Origin of the sequence: Collimonas antrihumi (assembly GCF_018304965.1) — a bacterium.
GTDB lineage: Bacteria > Pseudomonadota > Gammaproteobacteria > Burkholderiales > Burkholderiaceae_D > Collimonas > Collimonas antrihumi.
Genome location: NZ_JAGQED010000044.1, coordinates 1 through 24,812 on the forward strand (window position 1 = coordinate 1; position 24,812 = coordinate 24,812).

A 24,812-nucleotide genomic window follows, 5' to 3' on the forward strand; every position below is an offset into this window, starting at 1 on the left:
AAGATGCCACAGCGAACATGGAAGCTGGCAGCCAACCAATTCGCCATCATGTTCGGCGAACGCTTTACCAACGCAATTGACTAACTATGAAATTCTGATCCCGCACACAGAATTCCTGACAGGTCCTCTTTACCGGGTCATCGTTGGCATGGACGACAATTTCTTTAGCTGTTTTTATAGTCCTTGTTGTTATTGGCGTTACCAATCTTGCCTGGGCATGGTTGAAGCACCGCACTTATTGGACCACATTAAAAAAATACCTGTCGGCAGCTACATTAATGTACGTCGCCGTTTTCTGGATTATTGGATTAACGACAGACATTATTCTTTACGGATTTACACAACGCAGCATCATACCCGGGTTAATTAGTGCTGCAGCCCTTGTTGGGCTATATACCGTGCTATTGAAGTCAGGCCGCAAATAACCCCTAAACATCGACTTGATCGCAACAGATATAAATAATGCCGATAGAGCAAGATAAATGGTCAGACTGGCTTCCATATATTTCGCCTAACCTATAGTTGAGCGCTGATGTGAACATTATTGACCCGACTTGATCGGTCGGGCCACAGCTTGATACCGTCAGCTCCGACAGCAGTTACTCAGAGTTTTCATACACTCATATTGCCCAAGGTACTGGCCCGATAAGCCGCGACGAAGGTATCGAAATCACCGGTCTGGCTACGTTCCAGGCTCTCCTGTTCGGACAGTGAGGTAGCTGCCAGAGTTTCGAAATAATTGCGTTCTTCCGGGCTGGGAGGGTGCGCCAGGAAATAAGCCGCGTGCGCCTTGCTTTGACGCAGTGCAAAGCTGGCAAACGATTCCTTGTTCTGCTGCAGGATAGACAACACCTGCGCCGACGGCGTCAGCTCAACCTGATCCAGCTTGAGGCTTTGTTTTGCCAGCGATGCAGCGTGGACGCCGTCGCTGCGCTGGGCGTCGAGCAGCGCAGCGGCCGCGCCGATCCGCTCCAGTAATTCCTTGCCCCAGGTTTGCAACCCGACCGGATTGCCGTCGCGCCGCAATTGCAATCCGGGACGCCGCCCTTCTTTCACCGCACGCGTGAAATTCTCGGTGTTTTCCAGACTCTCCTCATCGCTCGTCAAAGGGCTGTCGTCCAGCGCGCAGAACAGCAGGAAGGCGTCGAGGAAACGCGAGGTTTCCAGGTTGATGCCCATCGGCTCGAATGGATCGATGTCCATGCAGCGCACTTCGATGTATTGCACGCCACGCGCAGAGAGCGCCTGGATCGGCCGTTCACCGGAATTGATCACGCGTTTCGGCCGGATCGTCGAGTAGTACTCGTTTTCGATTTGCAGGATATTGGTATTGATTTGCACCCATTCGCCGTTGCGATGGGTGCCGATTGTTTCATACGGCGGATAAGGCTGGCTGACCGCCCGTGCCAGACTCTTGATGTAGCTGTCGAGACTGTTGAACTGGGGCGTCAGGCGCGCCTGGGCTTCGCTGGTGTAACCGAGGTCGCTCATGCGCAGGCTGGTGGCGTACGGCAGATACAAGGTATCCTTGTCCAGTTGCTCCAGGCGATGCTGGCGGCCGTCGAGGAAACAGGTCGACAGCGCCGGCGATGCGCCGAACAGATACATCAGGAGCCAGCTGTAGCGGCGGAAATTGCGCACCGTCGCGATATAACTCTCCGATTGGAAATGCATCGCGGTGCCGCTACCACTCTTGCCTTCAGCCTCCTGCAAGACCTGCCACAGCCCTTCCGCCAGCGAATAGTTGTAGTGGATGCCGGCGATGCATTGCATGCGCTTGCCGTAGCGCAGCGCCAGGCCGCGCCGGTAGACGTGCTTCAGCATGCCCATGTGTGATGTGCCGTACCAGGCGATCGGAATCTGCTCTTCCGCCGGCAGATGGGCCGGCATCGACTGGCTCCAAAGCAGTTCATCGCCCAGCTTCGAATAGACGAAACGATGGATCGCATCCAGCTCGGTCAGCGCCGTTCCTATGTCGTGCTCGGCGGGAGTGATGAATTCCAGCAGCGATTCCGAATAATCGGTCGTGATCTGCGGCTGCGTCAGCGCCGAGCCCAGCGCGCGCGGATGCGGCGTCAGGGCCAGCCGGCCGTTGCCGTCAACCCGTAATGTCTCTCTCTCGATGCCGCGCAAGCCCTGGCCTAGCAAGCCGCGATGCTGCTCTTGCCCTAGCAGCGCCAGCCGGCGCGTGTAATGATCAGTCAATTCAGCATCCTTTGTTTTCAAATTCATCATCTTGGGCTCTTTGGCCTTTGGTGATTTCATGATTTCATGATTTCGTGATTTTTTTGATTTCGCGACGTTATTGCTGCCCGTAACTCGATTCGTAGAAGGCGAGAATAGCCGAAAATGAAAGAACGCGTTGGATGTCGCCCGGAGCGCAATCGACTGGTGAAAATAGCGCTGGCAACGTACTGGCAACGTACTGGCCGCGCGCTCGCCAACACTGCATTTTATCAAATAAGCAATCTTCAGCAAATTTACAAGAATCCGCAAGGAACTCGCTGCCGGTGCAAACTTATGGGGGCGCACCCCTTATAATCCTGCTTTGCTTTCAATTTTCACGCCACCACTATGCCAGCTCAACTGATTGACGGAAACCTCCTTTCAAAACAACTGCGCGCCGATGTCGCCAAGCGCGCCGCCGTACTGACCGCACAGGGCAAGCAGCCCGGCCTGGCGGTGATCCTGGTCGGCGACAGCCCGGCTTCGCAGGTGTATGTGCGCAACAAGGTCAAGGCTTGCGAAGACAACGACTTGCATTCAGTGCTGGAAAAATACGATGCAGACCTGACCGAAGCGGCCTTGCTGGCGCGTATCGACGCCTTGAACCATGATCCGAAGATTAACGGCATCCTGGTGCAACTGCCATTGCCGGCCCACATCGATGCCCACAAGGTGATCGAAGCCATCGCAGCAGAGAAAGACGTCGACGGCTTCCATATCAGCAACGCCGGCCTGTTGATGACCGGCCAGCCACTGTTCCGCCCGTGTACGCCTTACGGCGTGATGAAAATGCTGGAATCGGTCAATTTCCCTGTGCGTGGCGCCCATGCCGTGGTCGTCGGCGCCTCGAATATCGTCGGCAAGCCGCAAGCCATGCTGCTCTTGCAAGCCGGCGCCACTGTCACCATCTGTAATTCGAAGACGCGCGATCTCGGGCTGCATACCCGCATGGCCGATATCCTCGTGGTGGCTACCGGTAAACGCAATATTGTTACCGCCGACATGATCAAACCCGGCGCGGCCGTGATCGACGTCGGCATGAACCGCGACGATAACGGCAAGCTGTGCGGCGATGTCGACTTTGCCAACGCCCGGGAAGTCGCCGGCTACATTACCCCGGTGCCAGGCGGCGTCGGTCCGATGACCATCACCATGTTGTTGGTCAACACCATCGAAGCCGCAGAAAGAATGTAATTGCAATGACATCTACCGCTTTCAACGCCAGCAATCCCCTGCTCGACTTTACCGGCCTGGCAAGGTTCGACAAAATCACGCCGGCCGACATCACGCCGGCGATTGCCGCGCTGCTCCAGCAGGCGCATACCGTCGTCGCCCTGCTGGAGGCATCGACCGATGCGGCCACCTGGGACAATTTTGTCGTCCCGCTGGAACACGTGACCGAAAAATTGAGTCGTGCCTGGGGCATTGTCAGCCATTTGAATGCGGTGGCGGACACGCCGGAATTGCGTGCCGCGTATAACGAGAACCAGCCGAAACTGATCGAGTTCTGGACTGCGCTGGCGCAAAACCTGGCCTTGTTCGATAAGTACAAGGCCATCAAGAACAACCTCGATTTCGCCGATCTGTCGGCGGCGCGGCGCAAGATAGTCAACAATGCGCTGCGCGATTTCAGGTTGGGTGGTGCAGAACTGCCGCCGGCCAAGAAGACCCGTTTCGCCGAAATCCAGGAAAAACACGCGGCGCTGACCACCAGGTTCTCGGAAAACATTCTCGACGCCACCAACGCCTACGGCTTGTTTGTCAACGACGAGGCCGAATTGGCCGGATTGCCGGACGACGTGCGCCAGGCCGCGCGCGCCGCAGCCGAGCAGGATGGCAAGCCCGGCTATAAATTTACGCTGCACTTCCCGTCTTACTTTCCGATCCTGCAATATGCGGACGACCGCGCCTTGCGTGAAAAAATCTACCGCGCCAATGCAACCAAGGCATCCGAGCTGGGCGAAAAGCCGGAATGGGACAACAGCGCCAACATTGTCGAGATCCTGCGTTTGCGCAATGAAGAAGCGAAACTGCTGGGTTTCAAGAATTATGCCGAGCTGTCGCTGGTGCGGAAGATGGCAAAAACACCTGCCGAAGTAATGCACTTCCTGGAAGACCTGGGCCAGCGCGCACGGCCGTTTGCCGAACAAGATCTGGCCGAGCTGCGCACCTTTGCCGCAGAACAGCTGGGCCTGGCCTCGCTGGAAGCCTGGGACCTGACTTATGCCGCCGAAAAACTGCGCGAGCAGCGTTACGCTTTTTCCGAACAAGAAGTAAAGCAGTATTTCCCGGAACCAGTCGTGGTAGCAGGCTTGTTCCAACTGGTGCAGAAATTGTTTTCCGTCGACATCAGCGCCGACCAGGCCACGGTATGGCATCCGGACGTCAAGTTTTTCCGGATCCAAAAAGACGGCAAGCTGATCGGCCAATTCTATCTCGACCTGTATGCCCGTAACGGCAAGCGTGGCGGCGCATGGATGGACGATGCACGCGCCCGGCGCCGCCTCGGCAGTGAAATACAAACCCCGATTGCTTACCTGACCTGCAATTTCACCGCGCCGGCAGTGATCGACGGCGTCGCCAAGCCGGCTTTGTTTACGCATGACGAAGTGATCACCCTGTTCCACGAGTTCGGCCACGGCTTGCATCACATGCTGACCCGGGTTGACGAGATTGGCGTGTCCGGCATTTCCGGTGTCGAATGGGATGCGGTCGAATTACCTTCGCAGTTCATGGAAAACTTTTGCTGGGAATGGGAAGTGTTGCAGCACATGACATCCGAGGCAGAAAGCGGCGAGCCCTTGCCGCGCGCGCTGTACGACAAGATGATCGCCGCCAAGAATTTCCAGTCCGGCTTGCAAGCCCTGCGCCAGGTTGAATTTTCCTTGTTCGATATGCGCTTGCACGACGATTACGATCCGTATGGCAGCCAAAGCGTGCAAGACGTAATCAACCAGGTGCGAGCCAAGATCGCGGTCATCAACCCGCCGCCGTTCAATCGCTTCCAGCATTCCTTCGGCCACATTTTCGCCGGCGGCTACGCTGCCGGTTACTACAGTTACAAGTGGGCTGAAGTATTGTCGGCCGATGCGTATGGCGCGTTTGAAGAGGCGGCGGCGCACGGCGGGAATGTGGTGTCGGCCGAGACCGGCAAAAAATTCCACGACGAAATCCTGGCCGTCGGCGGCTCACGTCCGGCGCTGGAATCTTTCAAGGCATTTCGCGGACGCGAACCCAATATCGACGCCCTGCTGCGACACAGCGGCATGGCGGCATAAGGCGACCTCTAAAAACTCCGTCATCCCGCGAACGCGGGGATCCACGTTACTGATTTAAAATAGATTCCCGCGTTCGCGGGAAGGACGGGGGCGCCGAGACGGGGTCGCCGAGATGGGGTCGCCGAGACGTAACAGGCGGGTTATTCGAGCTTTCCATAAGCAGTAGCAACGCAGGCAAACCTTCGCCGCAGGTCGGCGATTCTTACAATAAGGGGAAGAGGATGAAGGTTGGGATGAAATTCGAGATGAAATTCGCTGCAATGTTTTTTCTGCTGATGTCGGCCGCAAGCGTACAGGCGCAACTGTATAAATCCACCGGCCCGGATGGCAAGGTCACTTATAGCGATACGCCGCCGGCCTCTGGCAAGGTGATACCACAGAAAACCGTCGGCGGCGCTGGCGAGGGTAGCAGCAGCGGCGACGGCCTGCCATATGAACTGGCGCTGGCGGTCAAGAACCATCCTGTCACCCTGTATAGCTCGGAAAAATGCATCCCCTGCGACGATGGCCGCAAAATGCTGAACGAACGCGGCGTTCCGTTCAGCGAAAAAACCGTGAAGAGCAATGAAGACATTGCTGCATTACGCAAGATCGCGAAGGACGACCAACTACCCGTGCTGACCATTGGCAGCAACAAGGAAAGCGGCTTCCTGGCCCCGGCCTGGGGCACCGCGCTGACCGCAGCCGGCTACCCCGAAAGCAATCGTTTGCCAAAAACCTATCGCAATGCAGCGCCGGTAGCCGCCGCACCTGGCGCCGGCTCACCGGGTAAATCCGCAGCTCCGGGCCTCAGCACCAACGGCACCGCCAACAACGGCGACGCATTGCCGGCGGCAGGTAACGCGCCTCCCGGTTTCCGTTTTTAAGACATTGCTGCCCCACGATTACACCTCATGACGCAAATCGACTTTCACACCAATATTTCGGACAAATTTCTGTACACCTGCCGACTGGTGCGCAAAGCCCGCATGGCACAACGCCAGATCGTCATATTGAGCAGTAATGCCGAGGATCTGGCGACGCTTGACCAGGCGCTCTGGACATTTTCCGAGCACGACTTCCTGCCGCACGTCAGGGCAGGCGATCCTCTGGCAGCACAAACCCCGGTGATCCTGGCCGCCGATGAAGAAACCGAGTGGCCGCATCACCAGATCCTGATCAACCTTTCCGGCAGGACTCCACTGCATTTCGCCCGCTTCGAAAGAATGTTCGAAATCATCTCGCTGGCAGAAGACGACAAGGCCGGCGGGCGTGAGCGCTATCGTTTTTACCAGCAACGCGGTTATCCGCTAACGCATTTTGTTGCTGACAATGTATGAGGATTTTGCGATGACCAACGGTAAACATGACGCCAATATCCCTTTATTGACCGAGGTCATTGTTCCGCTACCGACTTTGACCGACATTATAGAAACGCCGCCGGCTATTGCTACCGCTGCAGCACCGGCGTCAACATCGGCAATCGACGATGAAGACAGTTTCGAGTTGCCCTCGGTCCAGCCGGAGATCACGCTGAGCCAGCATGACTGGGAGCGGCTAGAGGCAGAGGTAAGGGAAAAAGTATTGCAGCAACTGCAGGATCGGATCGATTTCGTCATCGAGCAGCGTGTCCGGGACGGCTTGGCGGACGTGCTTCAGACAGCAGTGGAAGGCATGGCGGCGCAAATCAGGACCGGCTTGCATCAGACCCTGGATGAAGTGATTTGCCGAGCAGTAAGCCTGGAATTAGTCAAATTAAAAAAAACAAACATTTAGCGTAATTTTTTTGATTTTCAATCACTATTTGCAATACCGTAGATAAAAGTAAAAAAAATAGATCTCATTTTGATCGCCTAAAAAATCTATGTTTTCTTACAATAGCGCTATTGAAAAGCGGTAATTTTGTTTAAAAAACGGTGGTTTTTGGAGATGAGATGAAAGTAATTGTATTGGGCGCCGGCGTTATCGGCACTAGCTCTGCCTGGTTCCTGAACAAGGAAGGTCACGATGTGACCGTGATCGAACGCCAGCCGGGTGCGGCGCAAGAGACCAGCTTTGCCAACGGCTGCCAGATTTCGGTATCGCATGCCGAGCCTTGGGCCAATCCGCAAGCGCCGTTGAAGGTGTTGAAGTGGCTGGGGCAGGAAGATGCGCCATTGCTGTACCGCTTCCGTCCGGAATGGCTGCAATGGAAATGGGCGCTGAATTTCCTGCGCGAATGCACGCCAGCCCGCACCAACGACAATATCCGCCAAATCGTCGCCATCTGCGAATATAGCCGCCAGACCTTGCAAGCAGTACGTGCCGATACCGGCGTCGACTACGATTGCCTGACACGCGGCATCCTGCATTTCTATACGGACCAAAAAGAATTCGATATTTCGCTGCCGGCCGCGAAACTGATGCGTGACCTGGGCTGCCCGCGCGACTCGATCAGCGCCGATGAAGTGGTGAAAATCGAACCGGCTCTGGCCCGCATCCGCGACAAAATCGTCGGCGGCGACTTTACCGCTACCGATGAATCCGGCGACGTCTATAAATTCACCTCGGGCCTGGCCGATAAGGCCGCCGAAGCCGGCGTGAATTTCCAGTACAACACCAGCGTCACCCGCCTGATTACCGAAGGCAGCGGCGCCGGCGCCAAGATCACCGGGGTTGAAGTCATCAATGCCGACGGCCGTCATGAAGTGCTGCATGCCGACGCTTTCGTGGTTGCCATGGGCAGCTTCTCGACACCGCTGCTGAAACCGCTTGGCATCGAGCTGATGATTTATCCGGGCAAAGGTTACTCCGCCACCTATCAGATTACCAATTCCGAAGCCGCGCCAAGCGTCTCGCTGACCGACGACGGCTACAAACTGGTGGTGTCACGCCTGGGCGACCGCCTGCGGGTGGCAGGTACCTGCGAACTGAACGGCTACACGCGCGAACTCAACACCACCCGTTGCGAAGCAATCACACGCCGTACCCGCGAGCTGTTCCCGGACGGCTGCGACTACGACAATCCGGTTTACTGGACCGGCCTGCGCCCGATGACGCCATCCAACGTGCCGTATATCGGCAAAACCAAAATCAGCAATCTGTTCCTCAACACCGGCCATGGCACACTCGGCTGGACCATGGGTTGCGGTTCCGGACGCGCCATCGCCGAGATCATTTCCGGCCGCCAGCCGGAAGTCGATTTTGCCTTTACCGGCATGCCGCGGCAGACGCCACGGCCGATGATTTTGCCGCGCCCTGTGCAAGCATGATTGCTGTCACGCCTGCTGTAGCAAGGCAATGAAAAAGACCGATGCTGGCGCCAGCATCGGTCTTTTTTTTCCGCCTTCTTTATTTGTTGCGATCTGCTGTGACATGGCGCGGTTTTTGCGTATGTGTCTGCGGGAATCAGTCGCGCCGCCATTTTGTTGTTTCGGCGCACTGTTCGAGTGCATCACTTGGCGATGCGCACCTCGACCGTTGCAGGCTTCTCGTCGAAGGCGACCCGCGTAACGAATTTGGCGCGTTTCATCGGAAAGCGAGATTGGAAATGGCGGACGTTGCCTGACCCCGAAATGACCCGGCGCACAAACTGATAATAGGCATCCATATCGATCACATGCACGACTAGGAAATAATCGTAATCGCCGGACACGAAATAGCATTGCATGACTTCGGCTTCCTTGTTCATGCGCAGCTCGAATTCCTGCATGTGCTCGTCAGACTGGTGATTCAGCGAGATTTCAAGAAACGCTAGCATGCCGTAACCGAGTGCGAACGGATCGACCAGGGAGACATCGGCGCTGATGATGCCGGCCTCGCGCAAATCGCGCAGGCGGCGCAGGCAGGTTGGCTGGGAAATGTGCGCTTTTTCGGCCAGGGTGCGGGTTGGCATTTGATTGTCGCGCTGCAGCAAGTTCAGCAGTTTGCGATCGACTTTGTCTAGTGTGTGTTGTTTGCTCATGCCAAGGGGATTAAGGGCTGCGCCAGCTGTTTTAAGAATTCGCAAAAACCGCTATGCGAAGCGTTTTTTATGTTGTAACGTTGCTTTATTCGGACAAGTCTGGATAAATAATAGATAAGCAGCGGACGGTAAAACTGTAGTTAGATTGTTTTATTTTAAATCCTCAGGAGGATATTCATGCAGAACAAGATCAAAATGATTCCGTTGGCTGGCGCAATTGCAATGGCTTTCGCCTTTGCCGGCCCTGTTTCAGCTCAAGAAGTCGTCACCATCGGTCAAGTCAGCCCGCTTACGGGTCCTAACGCTCACATCGGCAAGGACAATGAAAACGGCGCCACGATGGCGATCGAGGAACTGAACGCCAAGGGCACCATGATCGGCGGTAAAAAAGTTACTTTCGTATTGGCCTCCGAGGATGATGCCTCCGATCCGAAACAAGGTACTGCAGTTGCGCAGAAGCTGGTGGACGCCAAGGTCAAGGGTGTTATCGGCCACATGAATTCCGGCACGACCATCCCGGCATCGAAGATCTATTACGATGCAGGTATTCCCCAAATCTCGCCATCGGCTACCAATCCTAAGTACACCCAGCAAGGCTTCAACACCGCGTTCCGAGTGGTGGCCAACGATGGCCAGCTGGGCGGCACCCTGGGCCGTTATGCCATCAACACGCTGAAAGCCAAGAACATCGCCGTGATCGATGACCGTACCGCGTACGGCCAAGGGGTTGCGGAAGAGTTCGCCAAGAGCGCCAAGAAGGCCGGCGGTACTATCGTCGCTACTCAGTTCACGACCGACAAAGCTACCGACTTCAACGCGATTCTGACTTCCATCAAGGCCAAGAATCCTGACCTGATCTTCTTCGGCGGCATGGATGCGGTCGGCGGCCCGATGCTGCGTCAGATGGACCAGCTCGGCATCAAAGCCAAATACATGGGCGGCGATGGCCTGTGTACTACTGAGCTGGCCAAGCTGGCTGGTGCAGGCTTGAAAGACGACCAGGTAGTCTGCGCCGAAGCTGGCGGTGTGCCAGATGCCGGCAAAGCAGCGCTGGAAGACTTCAAGGCCAAGTACCAAAAGAGATTCAACCAGGAAGTCGTGATCTACGCACCGTATGAGTACGACGCGCTGATGACAATGGTTGACGCCATGCAGAAAGCCAAGTCGTCCGATCCGAAAAAATACCTGCCGGAACTGGCCAAGATTCACCATCAGGGCGTGACAGGCGTGATCTCGTTCGATCCTAAGGGCGACATCAAGGACGGTTCGCTGACTTTGTACACCTACAAGGATGGCAAACGCACTTTGCTGACAGTGACAAAATAATCGTCTCGCGCAGCATCCGGAAACGCCCCGTCTGACGGGGCGTTTTTTTTGTTACTCGTTAATACCCGTCAAAATACGCATCAAAAAAATTACTGGCGGTATCGCAAGAAGCAATCGCCGCTTACCGTTCGGTCAGTCACAGTCTGTTACAGCGGCGTTATTCGCGCCAAATATCCCGTTATTCCAGCCGCCTTTCCCATCCGCACCGTAAGTGTATTGTCTAAAACACAGTGAAAATCCTTTGCGAAGATTTTTTTCTGTTGTAATGTTTGCATGTTCCGCTGAACATGCAGCGGGAATTTTTGCTTACTTGATCCTTAGGAGGAAACACGTGCAGATGAAGAACAAAATGTTGCCGTTGACTGCAGCAATCGCGTTGGCCCTTGGCGCTGCCGGCTCGGCCCATGCCGAGGAACAAATCGTCAAGATCGGCCATGTCGGTCCGGTGACCGGCCCTTCGGCCCACCTCGGCAAAGACATGGAAAACGGCGCCAAGATGGCGATCGAAGAATTGAACGCCAAGGGCGTTACCCTGGGCGGCAAGAAAATCAAATTCGTACTGCTGACAGAAGATGATGCATCCGATCCCAAACAGGGCACGGCCGCAGCGCAAAAACTGGTGGACGCCAAGATCGACGGCGTCATCGGCCACCTGAATTCGGGCACCACGATTCCAGCTTCCAAGATCTACTACGATGCCGGCATCCCGCAAATCTCGCCGGCTGCCACCAGCCCGAAATACACCCAGCAAGGTTTTAACAGCGTATTCCGCATAGTCGCCAACGACGGCCAGCTGGGCGGCACGCTGGGACGTTATGCGGCCACCACGCTGAAGGCCAAGAACATCGCCGTCATCGACGATCGCACCGCCTACGGTCAAGGGGTTGCGCAGGAGTTTGCCAAAGGCGCCAAGGCGGCCGGCGTCAATATCGTCGCGACCCAGTTCACCAATGACAAGGCAACCGATTTCAACGCCATCCTGACTTCGATCAAAGCCAAGAATCCGGATGTAATTTTCTTCGGCGGCATGGATGCGGTTGCCGGCCCGATGCTGCGCCAAATGAAGGCGCTCGGCATCAAGGCCAAGTTCATGGGCGGCGATGGCGTGTGCACTGGCGAACTGGGCAAACTGGGCGGCGATGGCGTGATCAATGACCAGGTGGTGTGCGCAGAAGCCGGCGGCGTCGAAGATTCCGGCAAAAAAGGCCTGGACGATTTCAAGGCAGCCTTCCACAAGAAATACAACACTGAAGTCAAACTGTATGCGGCCTACTCATACGACTCCGTGATGACCATGGTGGAAGCCATGCAAAAAGCCAATTCCGCCGATCCGAAAAAATATCTGCCCGAACTGGCAAAGATCCATTACAAGGGCGTGACCGGCACAATCGCCTTCGATGCAAAGGGCGATATCAAGGACGGCGCGCTGACCTTGTACACTTACAAGGATGGCAAGCGTACATTGCTGGCCGTCACTAAGTAAATAACATCCACCGGCTGTCCCATGGAAGCGTCCGAACTTAGCGTTGGGGCGCTTTTTTTATTTTGCACCCTGCCGCTCCGCACATTACACATATCATTCTGTCGAATTGACAAAAAAACATATAAAAGCGCTTTGCGAAGCTATTCTTATGTTGTACCGTTTAACTCCGCGGACAGACCGAACTACTGATTAAAGTCGACTGTCTAAAAAATTGCTCACCATTAATTCATCAATTCATCAATTTATTAATTTCGCCGCAAATCCTTAGGAGAAACCCAGGTGCACAAAATGAAAATGATTCCATTGACCGCTGCCATCGCATTGGTCTTGTCTGCAAGCGCTTATGCGCAGGAACAAGTGGTCAAGATCGCACACGTCGGCCCCATCACCGGCCCCATCGCTCACATCGGCAAAGATAATGAAAACGGCGCCAGGATGGCGATCGAAGAGTTGAACGCGAAAGGCATCACACTGGACGGCAAGAAAACCAAATTCGTGCTGATAGCGGAAGATGATGCATCCGATCCGAAGCAAGCCACTGCGGTAGCGCAAAAACTGGTCGACGCCAAAGTCGCCGGCGTCATTGGCCATGTCAATTCAGGCACGTCGATTCCTGCTTCTAAGATTTATTACGATGCCGGTATCCCGCAAATTTCGCCTTCGACTACCAGCGCAAAGTATACCCAGCAAAATTTCAACACCACCTTCCGCGTAGTAGCTAGCGATAGCCAACTGGGCAGCGCCCTGGGCCGTTATGCCGCCAAGACATTGCATGCCAAAACCGCAGCCGTAATCGACGACCGCACAGCGTACGGCCAAGGCCTGGCGGAAGAATTCACCAAGGCAGCCAAAGCGGCCGGCATCACCATCGTGGCGACCCAATACACCAACGACAAGGCGACCGACTTCAATGCGATCCTGACCTCGTTCAAGGCCAAGAAGCCTGATGTCGTGTTCTTCGGCGGACTGGATGCCGGCGGCGGTCCCATGCTGCGCCAGATGAAACAACTGGCCATCAAGGCCAAATTCATGGGCGGCGACGCCATTTGCACTTCCGACCTGCCAAAACTGGCGGGTGACGGCATCGGCAACGATCAAGTGATTTGCGCCGAAGCCGGCGGTGTGGAAGAGTCCGCACGGAAGAGCCTGGACGATTTCAAGACAGCCTACAAGCAAAAATACGGCAAGGACGTCGTGATCTATGCACCGTATACCTACGATGCCTTGATGACCATGGCAGATGCCATGCAAAAAGCCAAGTCGGCCGATCCGAAAAAATACCTGCCGGAACTGGCCAAGATTCACCACAAGGGCGTGACCGGCATGATCTCGTTTGACGCCAAGGGCGACATCAAGGACGGCACGATCACTCTGTATACCTACAGGGATGGTCAGCGCACCCAGCTCGCCGTGACGAAGTAACTGCGTCGCAGGATGGGCACATCGTGCCCATCCCACTATTCCGAGATACCAGTTAAAAAAGCGTTCCGCTTGCCGGGACGTTTTTTTTATTAGATCTATAGCCGTAAAAAAAGGCGCTCACCTGAGCGCCTTGTTTGCGGCATGGTCTGCGCTATTACTTCAGCGACAAAATCCATTTCACCAGCGTATGCGCTTCGGCATCGCTCACTTGCGGATTGGCCGGCATCGGGATCGCACCCCAGGTACCGGTGCTGCCCTTCAGGACTTTTTGCACCAGCATGTCTTCAGCGCCTTTTTGACCGGCGAATTTCGCTGCAACGTCCTTGTATGCAGGACCGACCACCTTGTTAGCTACCGCGTGGCACGCCAGACAGTTCTTGGCTTTCGCCAGATCCAGGCCGGCATCCGCCAAGGCGGAACCTGAGGCCATTGCGCCAAGCACTGCACAGATCAACAAACGTTTCATTCTTATCTCCGTCAAAAAAATGTGACACCATTTTACCTGCCCGTCTGCATTGTCTCATATCCCCGAAACACCTACATACATCTGAAATTCAACATATCAGATCAACATCCGTTGACCACAGGCATCTTTCGCCCTATCCTTTCCGCAAAGAAAAGGGAAAGCCATGCCACTGATTATTCTTATCGTTTCATTAATAGCGTTAAAATACTTCGAGATTGGTCCGTTTGCCGGCATGTCCTGGTGGTGGATCGCTGCCCTGATGGCGATTGCCTTTATCTGGTTTGAGTTCATCGAACGGATGCTCGGCCTGGACAAGCGAAAAGCCCACGAAGCAATCGAAAAGACCAGACAGGAACGCGTCAAGAAGACCTTTGAGAATCATAAGGGCCGTGGCCGCTGAAATGCGCAGGATGGCATCGCTACGCAACACCAAAAGCCGGCGCTTCACCGGCTTTTTTATTGGATACGCGGGTTTTTGACAGGCTTTTAACGGGCTTTTAACGAGCTTTTAACGGACCCATGACGAATTTATGAATATCGAGCTGCGACAACTGCGCTATTTCGTGGCGGTTGCCGAAGAAAAGCATTTCGGCCGCGCCGCACTGCGGCTGCACATGACGCAGCCGCCGTTATCGCAAGCCATCCAGGCGCTGGAAGCCAACCTTGGCACGCCGCTGTTTGCACGCACCAAACGCAGCGTGGCGCTGACACCGGCCGGCCTGGCGCTGCTGCCTGAGGCGCAACGCCTGTTGCAGCAGGCTGCCACCCTGCCCGATCTGGTGCGGCGTGCGGCTTCCGGCGAATCGGGCTTGCTCACGCTGTCGTTTGTCTCTACTGCCGATTACAGTATCTTGCCGCCATTGCTGCGGGCCTTCCGTGAAGCCTATCCGCAAGTGCAAATCGACTTGCAGGAAGCCACCAGCGATCTCCAGCTGGCGCAGTTGATGGAAGGCAGGATCGATGCCGGTTTGCTGATCCCGCCCTTGCCGGACAAGGCCAAGCTGGCGCTGGAATACCAGCCGGTTTTATCGGAACCGCTGATCCTGGCGGCGCCCAGCGGCCTCAAGGCTTTGCGGACCAAGGGCAAGATCGCTTTGAGCTCTCTCGCCGATATGCCCTTGATTATTTTCCCGCGCCGCATCTCGCCGGGTTTCCACGACACCATCCTGGGCTGCTTCCGTGCCGCCGGCGTCACCCCGCATATCGGTCAGGAAGCGATCCAGATGCAAACCATCGTCGGCCTGGTATCGGCTGGCATGGGAATCGCGCTTGTGCCACAATCGGTGTCGAACCTGCAACGCCCGGGGGTCGACTATCGCGAATTGCAGGATCAGACGCCGCTGGTAGAAACCGGCCTGGCCTGGCGGCGTGATAATGTTTCGCCCGTATTGCAAGCCTTTTTGGAATTATTGAGAAAGAAATAAAGAACATGCTGATTCATCCATTACCCGACCCGATCGCCTTTTCTCTGGGGCCGCTCCATGTGCGTTGGTACGGCCTGATGTATCTGCTGGCGTTCATCCAGTTCATCTGGGTCGGCCGCATCAGGATCAAGCAGCCGCATATTGCCGCCGCCGGCTGGAAAAAAGAAGATATCGACGACATGCTGTTTTACGGCGTGCTGGGGGTAGTGATCGGCGGCCGTCTGGGACAGGTATTCTTTTACGATCCAGCCTATTATTTTTCCCACCCGAGCGAAATCATCGCGGTCTGGAAGGGCGGCATGTCTTTCCACGGCGGCTTTATCGGCGTCATGATTGCCATGTGGTGGTGGGGCCGCAAGTCCGGCCGTAAGCTGATGGATATCATGGATTTCATCGCGCCCATGGTGCCGCTCGGCTATGCCGCCGGCCGCCTCGGCAACTTCATCAACGGCGAATTGCCGGGCCGGGTAGTCTCCGACCCGTCGCTGCCGTGGGCCATGATCTGGCCGAATGTGGACAGCCTGCCGCGCCATCCGTCGCCGATTTACCAGATGCTGGTTGACGGCATATTGCTGTTCATCATCCTCTGGATATTCTCGCGCAAACCGCGGCCGCGTATGGCCGTAGCCGGCATGTTCTCGCTGCTGTACGGCTGCGCCCGGTTCTTTACCGAATATTTCCGCGTGCCGGACTATAACGTGACGTTTGGCGACATCACCATTTCCGCCGGCCAGATGCTGTCGGTGCCGATGATCGTATTGGGCATCGTGTTGCTGGTTATCGCTTATAGAAAGCCGTATCAATATGCTGGCGCCGCCGACGCGCCGCCAGCCAAAACCCTGACTGGCAAATCGACACCCTGAACCACGGCGCGGGCGCTCACCTGGCCACCTGACGGTGACCAGGCGAACGCTGCCCGCCAATTTTTTCCGCTTCGACTATGACTGCCAATCTTTACGCCCTTTTTGCGTCGCGCTTTCCTGCCGACAAAACCGCTTGCTGCATCGAAACCCACTACGGCCAGTACTACACCTGGGGCGACATCGAGCGCGCCTCCGCCAGGATCGCCAACTTGCTCAGCAGCCTGGATCTGCCAAGCGGCGCGCGGATAGCCGTGCAGGTAGAAAAATCAGCCGAGGCATTGATACTTTATCTGGCGACATTACGCGCCGGTTTCGTCTACCTGCCGCTGAACACAGCCTACCGCGCAGCCGAAATCGAATATTTCATCGGCGATGCAGAACCCGCGGTATTCGTCTGCTCACCGCAGAATTTCGGCTGGATAGCGCAGATCGCATTCAAGGCCGGCACCCGGCATTTGTTTACGCTGGATGAAGGCGAAGGTGGTAATGGCCGCAGGAACTCCGGATCGCTGCTGGCGCGCGCCATGCATCATCCGGACCAATTCGAGACGGTTGAAAAGCAGGCCGACGATCTCGCCGTAATCCTGTACACCTCGGGCACCACAGGCCGCAGCAAGGGAGCCATGCTTTCGCACGGCAATATCGGCTCGAACGCCCAGGTGCTGCAGCAATACTGGCACTGGCAAGCGGATGACGTCCTGCTGCATGCGCTGCCGCTGTTCCACATCCATGGCTTGCTGGTCGCGGCCAACGGCGCGTTGCTGAACGGCAGCAAGATGATTTTCCTGCCAAAATTCGACGCAGCGAAAGTCTGCCGCCAGCTGCCCCGCAGCACAGTTTTCATGGGCGTGCCGACCTATTATGTGCGGCTGCTGACGCACAACGGATTCGATCGCGACACTTGCCGCAATATCCGCCTGTTCGTGTCCGGCTCGGCGCCCTTGCTGGCAGATACCTTTGCCGAATTTATCGCGCGCACCGGCCACACCATACTGGAGCGCTACGGCATGAGCGAGACCGCCATGCTAACCTCCAATCCGTATGCAGGGGAGCGTCGCGGCGGCACCGTCGGCCTGCCGCTGCCAGGGGTCTCGTTGCGCTTGATGACGACCGACAGCAATGGCGACGACGTGGCTTGCGGTACGGATGACATCGGCGATATCCAGGTCAAGGGACCGAATGTATTCCACGGCTACTGGCACATGCCGGAAAAGACTGCGGAGGAATTCACTGCCGACGGCTATTTCAAGACCGGTGACGTCGGGAAATTGGATCGCGATGGTTACCTGGCGATCGTCGGCCGCAGCAAGGATTTGATTATTTCCGGCGGTTATAACGTCTATCCGAAGGAAATCGAAAGCGTGATAGATGAAATCGATGGCGTGCTGGAATCAGCAGTGATTGGCATTCCTCACGTGGATTTCGGTGAAGCGGTGACTGCGGTGATCGTGAAACGGCCGGAAGCCAAGCTGACTACGGCAGATGTAATCGCCTTGATGAAAGCTGCCATTGCCAATTTCAAGGTGCCCAAGCACGTGTTCTTTGCCGAGGAACTGCCGCGCAACACCATGGGGAAAGTACAAAAAAATGTGCTGCGCGAGCGTTACGGAACATGAATAGCGCATAAATAGCACGGGCAGCATCACCCCTTCATAAGCTTGGTCGTGATGTGCCGCCATTCCGCAGCGCTGACCGGGGTGATGGAAAGCCGGTTGCCGCGGCGCAGTATCTGCATCTCGGCCAGCGCTTCCTGCTGCCGCAATTCCGGCAACGCAATGAGGCGGGTTTTCTTCAGGGCGCGCACATCGACCAGCATCCAGCGCGGATTCTCGCGCTCGGCCTTGGGGTCGAAATATTTACTTTTGGGATCAAACTGCGTGTCGTCCGGGTAAGGCGTGCTCGCCACCTCGGCCAGGCCGGCTATACCAGGCACGGCGCAACCGGAATGATAGAACAGCACGCCGTCGCCGACCTGCATTGCGTCGCGCATGAAATTGCGCGCTTGATAATTGCGCACGCCATACCAGGCGATGGTTTGTTTGGACATGGCCAAGACGTCGTCGATACTGGCGTCTTCCGGTTCGGATTTCATTAGCCAATAATTCATTTCGTTCCTAGCTTGGTAGCGAGACAAAATTGGAAAATTCGGTCGAATATAAAGCTGGAAATAAAAAAAGCGACTGCACATATGCAGCCGCTTTAGAATCAAGTCCCGCCTGTGCCGCTTTGTCGGCATCCTGAACCAAAGCGATTCAAGTTGGCCGCAGTTAGTTCAATTTCGGGCTCATCGGACTAGCGACGCTCACACCTATCGAACAAAATTCCGCAGCCGTTGCGTATAAATGGTTCAAGGATTTTATGACAATCGCGAACACGGCAGGAGACGTTAGTCTACTCCAAACGATATCCAAGTCAAACCCCTTTTTGGCAAAATTTTTGGTGCGATGCGGCCGGCAAAGCAGCCAACGAATTGGCCAGATGCGTGGCTAGCCGGCGGACATCCCGCCATAACCCAAAAATTAAAACAAGTCTTCCTGTGCAGCGAGCGCCTCATCCAGGACCGCATGCATCGCAGTTATGTTCTGCTTTACTTCCGACATGGTGAGATCGGACAACGGACCTGCGGGCGCTTTGCTGCCCAATAATTCGGCAGCGATGCCAAGAGCTGCAATGACGGCGATGCGATCATTGCCGCGAATTTTTCCGGCATCTCGAATGGCAGACATTTTGCCATCCAGGTAAGTCACCGCTTCCTGCAACGCCTTCTCTTCGCCTTCTTTGCAAGCCAAGGTGTACGCCTGGCCCATGATGCTGACATTTAACTGACTCATGTAAGCTCCTGATCTTGCAATGATTTTTGCGACGAATTTTGCGACACTTCTTGCGATACATCTTCCGGTAATGCCGGAAATTTCTCAAGTAAAGCGGCTACCCGCTGGTGCGCTTCCCCGATGCGTTGCGTCAACTCTTCGTTTTCACTCTGCAATCCGGTCACGCGCAGGCGCAGTTCGGCATTTTCGCGACGCAGGGCGTGCGTCAGCTCGGCCAATTGGCCGATTTTTTCTGATAATTGATGGAATTCTGAAATCATTTTGTCACTATAGTGTCGCTAAGGAAATTACGTCAATAGATTCGATCAATGAATTAGTGTAGTACTGGTCATCAATTAGAGGGTGGCGCCAGGCGCTTGAGTGCATAGGTATACGCCAATGATTGCAATAATGCCACGGTACTGCCGGCGATAACCTCCCCGACCCGCAACAAAGCATATTGCAACTCCTGGTGCAGGCCTTTACCGCCAATCGCAGCCGACATCAAAATGACCACGGTCGCCGGGCCCAGGCGCCAGTTGGCGGGATAGTTCTGCAACAGCATGGCCACCAGCACCGATGTTGCCAAAGCGACCAGCAGGGAAAGGAATCCCGGGCCGAGAACAATCAGCGCCAGACAAGCAACCACGCAGCCATTCAGGGTATTGATCAAACGGGCCCGGAAGTTCGCCTTGGCCAGGTTGACATCCGGCTCGGTCACAATGATCAGGGAAATCAAGGCCCAGTACGGCTCGTCCAAACCCAGGGCGCGCAATCCGTACCACGTGATCAACACACCGGTCATGATCTTGACCAGGTAAACCAGGGCATTTTTTCTGGGGCTAATGAATTGGAAGTCCATCCCGGCCTTTAGAATTTCGGTGCGAGCGCCATTTTAGCCGAGAACGCGGTTCGCCCTGAGAATTCAGTACCTTACACTGTGACACGGGCCTCTGGCGAAGGTTCGTCCATGGCAGCGGTGAATTTACATATTGCCAATCGGTTTGGATCACCCTATATTCATTCGTCGCGCAATCCGGCAAAAAATCTGGAAATTAATCTGGAGAAAACGCCGAAGCAGCCGGCTCGGCTACCGGAGAAAATATGCAGATTCAGTCAGCGATCTTCCACCTTTCCAAAAGGATGGCGCTATCCATTGCCCTACTCACCATGACCAGTATGCCGCTAAGAGCTGAAACGCCGTTGCCCCCCGCCCTTTTTGCCTATGTAGGCACGTATAACCCCAACGGTGAAGGTGTCTACCTGTTTAAGGTGGATGGCCAGTCAGGCGCACTGAGCCGGGTCAAAGTCGTCAGCACGCTGCCGAATGCGGCCCAGCTCGATCTCGATGCCGTCGGCAAAACGCTGTATGTAGCAAGTGAAGTGGACAATTACAACGATAGCCAGCACGGCGTATTGGCGGCGTATGCGGTGAACCGGGCAGATGGCTCGCTAACGCTGTTGAATCAGCAGGATGCGCAAGGCAAGAACCCGGTGCATGTGGCGCTGACGCCAAAGCAGAACTATCTGCTCGCCGCGAATTACGGCAGCGGTTCAGTGGCGTCCTTCCCTGTCGCTGAAGACGGTAGTTTGCGGCCGGCCGTGTCGGTCCGCCAAAACACCGGCCCGGCTGGGGCTGCACGGCCCGAAGCGGCCACGATCGGTAGCTTTGCCGCCAGCGGCCATGACAGTCCGCATGCGCACATGATCGCCAGCGATCCCAGCGGCAAGTTTGTCTTTTCCACCGACCTTGGGCTGGACCGCATATATCAATGGCGCTTTGACCAGAGCAACGGCAGCTTGACGCCTAATACTCCGGCCTTCATCAGGGCGTCGTCGGCCGGCGCCGGCCCGCGCCATTTCGTGTTTCATCCCAACGGCAAATATGTCTACCTGATCAACGAAGAATCTTCAACCTTGACGCTCTACCACTTCGACCACGCCACGGGAACTTTGCAAGAACAGCAAACCGTCTCAAGCTTGCCGAAAAATTTTCAGGGGACCAGTTTCGCCTCCGGCCTCACCTTGAGCCACGACGGCCGCTTCCTGTACGTCGCGAACCGCTTGCGCAACAGCATTGCCCAGTTCGCCATCGGCGCGCAAGGAAAGCTCAGCTGGGTAGAGGAAACATGGACCCGCGGCGACTATCCGCGCAGTATCGTGATCGAGCCGCAAGGGCGTTATATCTACTCACTGAACCAGCGCAGCGACAATATCACCCAGTTCGCCATCGACAAGAACAGCGGCAAGCTGGAATTTATCGACAGGTATACCGGGCTGGGCAGCCCTTCGCAGATGGTGTTTTTACGCTGAGGGCTTACTGCAACTCACTGCAACTCACTGCAGCTTGCCGGGTTGCTGCCGAATCGCCTCCAGCACGAAAGGCTTGAGGTCGGCCCCGCCCTGTTCTTCGATATATGCCAGCAACGCGCGCCGCATGCGCGGCTCCCAGCTACGCTTCAGGTGGCTGATAAGATCCGTCATGGCTTGCTGGTGGTCGGGCATGGTCTCGAAAAATGACCCGATCTGATTCGCCATCTTCACCAGGTGCTCTACATTCATTGCGCTACCCTTTCTGCTGCAGGTCGGTTTTAACGGTGGTCCTGGCAACTCATGGCAACAACCGCTGCGGATGGGCATACACCACATGGCCGGGTTGCCGCACGAAGCCAAGCAAGGTGACGTTGGCCTGTTCCGCCAGGCGGATCGCCAGCGCCGTCGGCGCCGATACCGCGACGATAAAACCGCATCCCGTGCTCGCTGCCTTTTGCACCATTTCATAACTGGCGCGGCTGGTGATCAGCACCGCGCCGCTGGAAAAATCCTGCCCGGGATTTTTTTGCGCCAAAGCGCCGATCAATTTATCGAGCGCATTGTGCCGCCCGACATCTTCCCGCACACACGCAATCTTGCCGTCAGCCTGTAGCCATGCAGCGGCGTGGGTTGCGCCGGTTACCTGCTGCAAATGCTGCTGCTTCTGCATGTCGGCCATCGCCGCGTATATGTCTGCCGCTGAGAACTGTGCATGAGAAATTACCGGCGCCGGCTTACGTACCGCTTGCTGCAAGGTTTCAGCGCCACACAAACCGCAGCCGGTACGTCCGGTCAGGTTGCGCCGCTTCTCCTTGAGCGCGACGAAGCGCTCGGTGGCAATCTGCATCTGCACCTGAATCCCGTCCGTTGCGGTGACAATCTCGCAATCGAACAACTCGCTGCGATCCTGCAAAATTCCCTCGGTCAAGGAAAAACCCAGCGCAAAATCTTCCAGATCGGCAGGCGACGCCATCATCACGGCATGCGAAATGCCGTTGTATTCCAGCGCCACCGGCACTTCTTCAGCAACCACGTCACGACGCTTGCCGACGGCGCCGTTACTCCACCTTTCGACCTCGACTTCAGTGCTGCTGGCGTATTCTGGTAAGTCCATGCGGTTCATCCATTTAACTTGAGGCTATATCGAATGACCTCGCTACGTCATTCCCGCGAACGCGGGAATCTATTTTAAATCAGTAACTTGGATTCTCCACCTTGGTGCCCGCGTTCGCGAGGACGACAGTTTTTGCTATCTTTACTTGGCAGCGGCAGCTTCGCCCTCAAGATGCATCTGCCCTTGCAACAGTTTGAGCTGCTGCTCGGTGAAACGGCTGAACTGCTTCTGCCATTCGGAAGGCTGGCTGACCGGCATTACCTGCACCGCCGTGACCTTGTATTCCGGACAATTGGTGGCCCAGTCGGAATTATCGGTGGTAATCACATTGGCGCCCGATTCCGGGAAATGGAAAGTGGTGTATACCACGCCCGGCTGCACTTTTTCAGTCACCGTTGCGCGCAGCACGGTTTGCCCTGCACGCGATTCGATGCCGACCCAATCGTCTTCCTTGATACCTCTGTCTTCGGCGTCATGCGGATGGATCTCCAGCCGGTCTTCGCTATGCCACTCGACGTTCTCGGTACGCCGGGTCTGGGCACCGACATTATATTGCGACAAGATGCGGCCGGTAGTCAGGATCAACGGGAATTTCGGCGTCACCTTCTCATCGGTAGCAAAATATTGGGTATTGATGAACTTGCCTTTGCCGCGCACAAATTCGTTGATGTGCATGATCGGCGTGCCTTCGGGGGCGGCGTCATTGCACGGCCACTGCAGGCTGCCGGCCTGGTCCAGCTTGGCATAGCTGACGCCATGGAAGGTGGGTGTGAGCGCGGCGATCTCGTCCATGATTTCCGAAGGATGCTGGTAATCCATCGGATAACCGAGAGCCGCAGACAAGGCGACAGTGACTTCCCAATCCGATTTTCCGCCTTTTGCCGGCATCACTTTGCGTACGCGCGATATACGTCGTTCAGCGTTGGTGAAAGTGCCATCCTTTTCCAGGAACGACGATCCGGGCAGGAACACGTGCGCATATTTGGCGGTCTCGTTGAGGAACAGATCCTGCACCACGATGCATTCCATCGCTGCCAGCGCTGCAGTGACGTGCTGCGTGTTCGGATCTGACTGCACGATATCTTCGCCTTCGCAATACAGGCCCATGAAACTGCCATCCATGGCGGCGTCGAACATGTTCGGAATCCGCAAACCCGGCTCAGGGCTCAAGGTGACACCCCAGGCTTGTTCGAACTCGCCGCGCACGGTACTGTCCGAAACATGCCGGTAGCCTGGCAACTCATGCGGGAACGAGCCCATGTCGCAAGAACCCTGGACGTTGTTTTGTCCACGCAGCGGATTGACGCCGACACCTTCGCGTCCGACATTTCCGGTCGCCATCGCCAGGTTGGCGATACCGATCACCATGGTCGAACCTTGCGCATGCTCAGTCACGCCGAGGCCGTAGTAGATGGCGCCGTTGCCGGCGGTGGCAAACAAGCGTGCCGCACCACGCAACTGATCTGCGGGTACGCCAATAATGTCAGCCATCGTTTCCGGAGAATTCTCCGGCCGCAATACGAATTCCTTCCAGTCGGCATAGGATTGTTGGTCGCATCGTTCAGCGACGAAATCTTCTTTCTGCAAACCTTCAGACAGGATCACATGCGCCAGCGCAGTGATCAGGGCGACGTTGGTACCAGGCCGCAGCTTGAGATGGTAGTCGGCCTGCACATGGGGCGACTTCACCATTTCAGTAGTGCGCGGATCGACCACGATCAGCTTGGCGCCCTGGCGCAAGCGGCGTTTCATTTGCGAGGCAAACACAGGGTGGGCCGAAGCCGGATTGGCGCCGATGACCATGATCACATCCGACTTCATCACCGAATCGAAAGTCTGGGTGCCGGCCGATTCGCCCAGTGTTTGCTTCAAGCCGTAGCCGGTGGGTGAATGGCAGACGCGGGCGCAAGTATCGACATTATTATTACCGAAAGCGGCGCGCACCAGCTTTTGCACCAGATAGGTTTCTTCATTGGTGCAGCGTGAGGATGTAATGCCGCCGATGGAATCTTTGCCGTGCTTGGCTTGGATGCGGCGGAACTCGCTGGCGGCATAGGTCAATGCTTCGTCCCACGAGACTTCGCGCCACGGATCGGTGATCTTGCTGCGTATCATCGGCTTGGTGATGCGGTCCTTGTGGGTCGCGTAGCCCCAGGCAAAGCGAC

General features: G+C 56.0%; 25 protein-coding genes and 1 other RNA gene. 15 read left to right on the top strand and 11 right to left on the bottom strand.

Features of this window, described 5'->3' with window-relative positions; genetic code table 11:
* Positions 1-370, top strand: a 370-nt coding sequence (locus tag KHU29_RS21200) for a hypothetical protein (protein ID WP_211455319.1), incomplete at its 5' end; no start/stop codon positions are given.
* A 242-nt stretch (positions 371-612) separates the two neighbouring features.
* On the opposite strand, the gene gshA is transcribed toward KHU29_RS21200, so the two are convergent.
* The gene (gshA, locus tag KHU29_RS21205) at positions 613-2,265 is read right to left on the bottom strand and encodes a glutamate--cysteine ligase (RefSeq protein WP_425514504.1); all 1,653 of its coding nucleotides are present in this window, start codon (positions 2,263-2,265) and stop codon (positions 613-615) included.
* A 309-nt stretch (positions 2,266-2,574) separates the two neighbouring features.
* Between gshA and folD the strand changes: the two genes are divergently transcribed.
* The 6 genes from folD to KHU29_RS21235 all read left to right on the top strand — a co-directional run bounded on the left by folD (position 2,575) and on the right by KHU29_RS21235 (position 8,734).
* The gene (folD, locus tag KHU29_RS21210; protein WP_211455320.1) at positions 2,575-3,420 is read left to right on the top strand and encodes a bifunctional methylenetetrahydrofolate dehydrogenase/methenyltetrahydrofolate cyclohydrolase FolD; all 846 of its coding nucleotides are present in this window, start codon (positions 2,575-2,577) and stop codon (positions 3,418-3,420) included.
* A gap of 5 nt (positions 3,421-3,425) precedes the next feature.
* Positions 3,426-5,504 (top strand): M3 family metallopeptidase, encoded by a 2,079-nt coding sequence (locus KHU29_RS21215; RefSeq protein ID WP_211455321.1) that lies wholly within the window; start codon positions 3,426-3,428, stop codon positions 5,502-5,504.
* A gap of 245 nt (positions 5,505-5,749) precedes the next feature.
* Complete coding sequence (locus tag KHU29_RS21220; RefSeq protein WP_246542408.1) at positions 5,750-6,370, top strand: glutaredoxin family protein; 621 nt, start codon at positions 5,750-5,752, stop codon at positions 6,368-6,370.
* Between the two features lie 27 nt (positions 6,371-6,397).
* Complete coding sequence (locus KHU29_RS21225) at positions 6,398-6,823, top strand: DNA polymerase III subunit chi (protein WP_211455323.1); 426 nt, start codon at positions 6,398-6,400, stop codon at positions 6,821-6,823.
* 10 nt (positions 6,824-6,833) lie between these two features.
* On the top strand, positions 6,834-7,259 hold the full coding sequence (locus tag KHU29_RS21230) for a hypothetical protein (RefSeq protein WP_211455324.1): 426 nt from the start codon (positions 6,834-6,836) through the stop codon (positions 7,257-7,259).
* Positions 7,260-7,417: 158 nt separating this feature from the next.
* Entirely contained in the window at positions 7,418-8,734 is a 1,317-nt protein-coding gene (locus tag KHU29_RS21235; RefSeq protein ID WP_211455325.1) for a D-amino acid dehydrogenase, read from the top strand.
* Positions 8,735-8,916: 182 nt separating this feature from the next.
* On the opposite strand, the gene KHU29_RS21240 is transcribed toward KHU29_RS21235, so the two are convergent.
* Positions 8,917-9,426: an Lrp/AsnC family transcriptional regulator gene (locus tag KHU29_RS21240; protein ID WP_092438136.1), complete on the bottom strand. Its 510-nt coding sequence runs from the start codon at positions 9,424-9,426 to the stop codon at positions 8,917-8,919.
* 177 nt (positions 9,427-9,603) lie between these two features.
* Here KHU29_RS21240 and KHU29_RS21245 point away from each other — a divergent pair, with 177 nt between their 5' ends.
* The 3 genes from KHU29_RS21245 (at position 9,604) to KHU29_RS21255 (ending at position 13,657) form a co-directional block, all read left to right on the top strand.
* On the top strand, positions 9,604-10,752 hold the full coding sequence (locus KHU29_RS21245; RefSeq protein WP_092413771.1) for a branched-chain amino acid ABC transporter substrate-binding protein: 1,149 nt from the start codon (positions 9,604-9,606) through the stop codon (positions 10,750-10,752).
* A gap of 337 nt (positions 10,753-11,089) precedes the next feature.
* Entirely contained in the window at positions 11,090-12,235 is a 1,146-nt protein-coding gene (locus tag KHU29_RS21250; protein ID WP_246542410.1) for a branched-chain amino acid ABC transporter substrate-binding protein, read from the top strand.
* Positions 12,236-12,529: 294 nt separating this feature from the next.
* A complete protein-coding gene (locus KHU29_RS21255) occupies positions 12,530-13,657 on the top strand; it encodes a branched-chain amino acid ABC transporter substrate-binding protein (RefSeq protein WP_211455341.1) in 1,128 nt (375 codons plus the stop codon).
* A gap of 154 nt (positions 13,658-13,811) precedes the next feature.
* Here the strand turns inward: KHU29_RS21255 and KHU29_RS21260 are convergent, their stop codons facing one another.
* Positions 13,812-14,123, bottom strand: a complete 312-nt coding sequence (locus KHU29_RS21260; RefSeq protein ID WP_211455327.1) for a c-type cytochrome — start codon at positions 14,121-14,123, stop codon at positions 13,812-13,814.
* 163 nt (positions 14,124-14,286) lie between these two features.
* Between KHU29_RS21260 and KHU29_RS21265 the strand changes: the two genes are divergently transcribed.
* The 4 genes from KHU29_RS21265 (at position 14,287) to KHU29_RS21280 (ending at position 18,026) form a co-directional block, all read left to right on the top strand.
* Positions 14,287-14,523: a TIGR04438 family Trp-rich protein gene (locus KHU29_RS21265; RefSeq protein WP_211455328.1), complete on the top strand. Its 237-nt coding sequence runs from the start codon at positions 14,287-14,289 to the stop codon at positions 14,521-14,523.
* Between the two features lie 130 nt (positions 14,524-14,653).
* On the top strand, positions 14,654-15,547 hold the full coding sequence (locus KHU29_RS21270) for a LysR family transcriptional regulator (protein WP_211455329.1): 894 nt from the start codon (positions 14,654-14,656) through the stop codon (positions 15,545-15,547).
* Positions 15,548-15,552: 5 nt separating this feature from the next.
* Entirely contained in the window at positions 15,553-16,410 is an 858-nt protein-coding gene (gene lgt / locus KHU29_RS21275; RefSeq protein WP_211455330.1) for a prolipoprotein diacylglyceryl transferase, read from the top strand.
* 77 nt (positions 16,411-16,487) lie between these two features.
* Positions 16,488-18,026, top strand: coding sequence for a malonate--CoA ligase (locus KHU29_RS21280; RefSeq protein ID WP_211455331.1), 1,539 nt, complete (start codon positions 16,488-16,490; stop codon positions 18,024-18,026).
* A gap of 26 nt (positions 18,027-18,052) precedes the next feature.
* Here the strand turns inward: KHU29_RS21280 and KHU29_RS21285 are convergent, their stop codons facing one another.
* The 5 genes from KHU29_RS21285 to KHU29_RS21305 all read right to left on the bottom strand — a co-directional run bounded on the left by KHU29_RS21285 (position 18,053) and on the right by KHU29_RS21305 (position 20,082).
* On the bottom strand, positions 18,053-18,517 hold the full coding sequence (locus KHU29_RS21285) for an EVE domain-containing protein (protein WP_211455332.1): 465 nt from the start codon (positions 18,515-18,517) through the stop codon (positions 18,053-18,055).
* A 98-nt stretch (positions 18,518-18,615) separates the two neighbouring features.
* A non-coding RNA gene (ssrS, locus tag KHU29_RS21290) (6S RNA) lies at positions 18,616-18,796 on the bottom strand.
* Between the two features lie 133 nt (positions 18,797-18,929).
* Positions 18,930-19,241, bottom strand: coding sequence for a cell division protein ZapA (locus KHU29_RS21295; protein ID WP_211455333.1), 312 nt, complete (start codon positions 19,239-19,241; stop codon positions 18,930-18,932).
* Positions 19,238-19,501 carry a DUF904 domain-containing protein gene (locus KHU29_RS21300; RefSeq protein ID WP_211455334.1) on the bottom strand — a complete coding sequence of 88 codons (264 nt, stop codon included), beginning with the start codon at positions 19,499-19,501 and terminating at the stop codon, positions 19,238-19,240. Before KHU29_RS21300 ends, KHU29_RS21295 begins: the two co-directional genes overlap by 4 nt.
* A gap of 71 nt (positions 19,502-19,572) precedes the next feature.
* On the bottom strand, positions 19,573-20,082 hold the full coding sequence (locus KHU29_RS21305) for an FUSC family protein (RefSeq protein WP_211455335.1): 510 nt from the start codon (positions 20,080-20,082) through the stop codon (positions 19,573-19,575).
* A gap of 242 nt (positions 20,083-20,324) precedes the next feature.
* On the opposite strand from KHU29_RS21305, the gene KHU29_RS21310 reads away from it, so the two are divergent.
* A complete protein-coding gene (locus tag KHU29_RS21310; protein ID WP_211455336.1) occupies positions 20,325-21,533 on the top strand; it encodes a lactonase family protein in 1,209 nt (402 codons plus the stop codon).
* A 24-nt stretch (positions 21,534-21,557) separates the two neighbouring features.
* Here KHU29_RS21310 and KHU29_RS21315 read toward each other — a convergent pair whose 3' ends face one another.
* The 3 genes from KHU29_RS21315 to fdhF all read right to left on the bottom strand — a co-directional run.
* On the bottom strand, positions 21,558-21,782 hold the full coding sequence (locus KHU29_RS21315; protein WP_211455337.1) for a formate dehydrogenase subunit delta: 225 nt from the start codon (positions 21,780-21,782) through the stop codon (positions 21,558-21,560).
* A gap of 49 nt (positions 21,783-21,831) precedes the next feature.
* Positions 21,832-22,647 (bottom strand): formate dehydrogenase accessory sulfurtransferase FdhD, encoded by an 816-nt coding sequence (gene fdhD, locus KHU29_RS21320; RefSeq protein WP_211455338.1) that lies wholly within the window; start codon positions 22,645-22,647, stop codon positions 21,832-21,834.
* 141 nt (positions 22,648-22,788) lie between these two features.
* Positions 22,789-24,812, bottom strand: a 2,024-nt coding sequence (gene fdhF, locus KHU29_RS21325) for a formate dehydrogenase subunit alpha (RefSeq protein WP_211455339.1), incomplete at its 5' end; no start/stop codon positions are given.

What these genes read in the sequence shown, in the direction of transcription:
- gshA (WP_425514504.1), bottom strand. Translation starts at nt 2,265, where the DNA reads ATGAAATCACCAAAGGCCAAAGAGCCCAAGATGATGAATTTGAAAACA.
- folD (WP_211455320.1), top strand. Translation starts at nt 2,575, where the DNA reads ATGCCAGCTCAACTGATTGACGGAAACCTCCTTTCAAAACAACTGCGC.
- KHU29_RS21215 (WP_211455321.1), top strand. Translation starts at nt 3,426, where the DNA reads ATGACATCTACCGCTTTCAACGCCAGCAATCCCCTGCTCGACTTTACC.
- KHU29_RS21220 (WP_246542408.1), top strand. Translation starts at nt 5,750, where the DNA reads ATGAAATTCGCTGCAATGTTTTTTCTGCTGATGTCGGCCGCAAGCGTA.
- KHU29_RS21225 (WP_211455323.1), top strand. Translation starts at nt 6,398, where the DNA reads ATGACGCAAATCGACTTTCACACCAATATTTCGGACAAATTTCTGTAC.
- KHU29_RS21230 (WP_211455324.1), top strand. Translation starts at nt 6,834, where the DNA reads ATGACCAACGGTAAACATGACGCCAATATCCCTTTATTGACCGAGGTC.
- KHU29_RS21235 (WP_211455325.1), top strand. Translation starts at nt 7,418, where the DNA reads ATGAAAGTAATTGTATTGGGCGCCGGCGTTATCGGCACTAGCTCTGCC.
- KHU29_RS21240 (WP_092438136.1), bottom strand. Translation starts at nt 9,426, where the DNA reads ATGAGCAAACAACACACACTAGACAAAGTCGATCGCAAACTGCTGAAC.
- KHU29_RS21245 (WP_092413771.1), top strand. Translation starts at nt 9,604, where the DNA reads ATGCAGAACAAGATCAAAATGATTCCGTTGGCTGGCGCAATTGCAATG.
- KHU29_RS21250 (WP_246542410.1), top strand. Translation starts at nt 11,090, where the DNA reads ATGAAGAACAAAATGTTGCCGTTGACTGCAGCAATCGCGTTGGCCCTT.
- KHU29_RS21255 (WP_211455341.1), top strand. Translation starts at nt 12,530, where the DNA reads ATGATTCCATTGACCGCTGCCATCGCATTGGTCTTGTCTGCAAGCGCT.
- KHU29_RS21260 (WP_211455327.1), bottom strand. Translation starts at nt 14,123, where the DNA reads ATGAAACGTTTGTTGATCTGTGCAGTGCTTGGCGCAATGGCCTCAGGT.
- KHU29_RS21265 (WP_211455328.1), top strand. Translation starts at nt 14,287, where the DNA reads ATGCCACTGATTATTCTTATCGTTTCATTAATAGCGTTAAAATACTTC.
- KHU29_RS21270 (WP_211455329.1), top strand. Translation starts at nt 14,654, where the DNA reads ATGAATATCGAGCTGCGACAACTGCGCTATTTCGTGGCGGTTGCCGAA.
- lgt (WP_211455330.1), top strand. Translation starts at nt 15,553, where the DNA reads ATGCTGATTCATCCATTACCCGACCCGATCGCCTTTTCTCTGGGGCCG.
- KHU29_RS21280 (WP_211455331.1), top strand. Translation starts at nt 16,488, where the DNA reads ATGACTGCCAATCTTTACGCCCTTTTTGCGTCGCGCTTTCCTGCCGAC.
- KHU29_RS21285 (WP_211455332.1), bottom strand. Translation starts at nt 18,517, where the DNA reads ATGAATTATTGGCTAATGAAATCCGAACCGGAAGACGCCAGTATCGAC.
- KHU29_RS21295 (WP_211455333.1), bottom strand. Translation starts at nt 19,241, where the DNA reads ATGAGTCAGTTAAATGTCAGCATCATGGGCCAGGCGTACACCTTGGCT.
- KHU29_RS21300 (WP_211455334.1), bottom strand. Translation starts at nt 19,501, where the DNA reads ATGATTTCAGAATTCCATCAATTATCAGAAAAAATCGGCCAATTGGCC.
- KHU29_RS21305 (WP_211455335.1), bottom strand. Translation starts at nt 20,082, where the DNA reads ATGGACTTCCAATTCATTAGCCCCAGAAAAAATGCCCTGGTTTACCTG.
- KHU29_RS21310 (WP_211455336.1), top strand. Translation starts at nt 20,325, where the DNA reads ATGCAGATTCAGTCAGCGATCTTCCACCTTTCCAAAAGGATGGCGCTA.
- KHU29_RS21315 (WP_211455337.1), bottom strand. Translation starts at nt 21,782, where the DNA reads ATGAATGTAGAGCACCTGGTGAAGATGGCGAATCAGATCGGGTCATTT.
- fdhD (WP_211455338.1), bottom strand. Translation starts at nt 22,647, where the DNA reads ATGGACTTACCAGAATACGCCAGCAGCACTGAAGTCGAGGTCGAAAGG.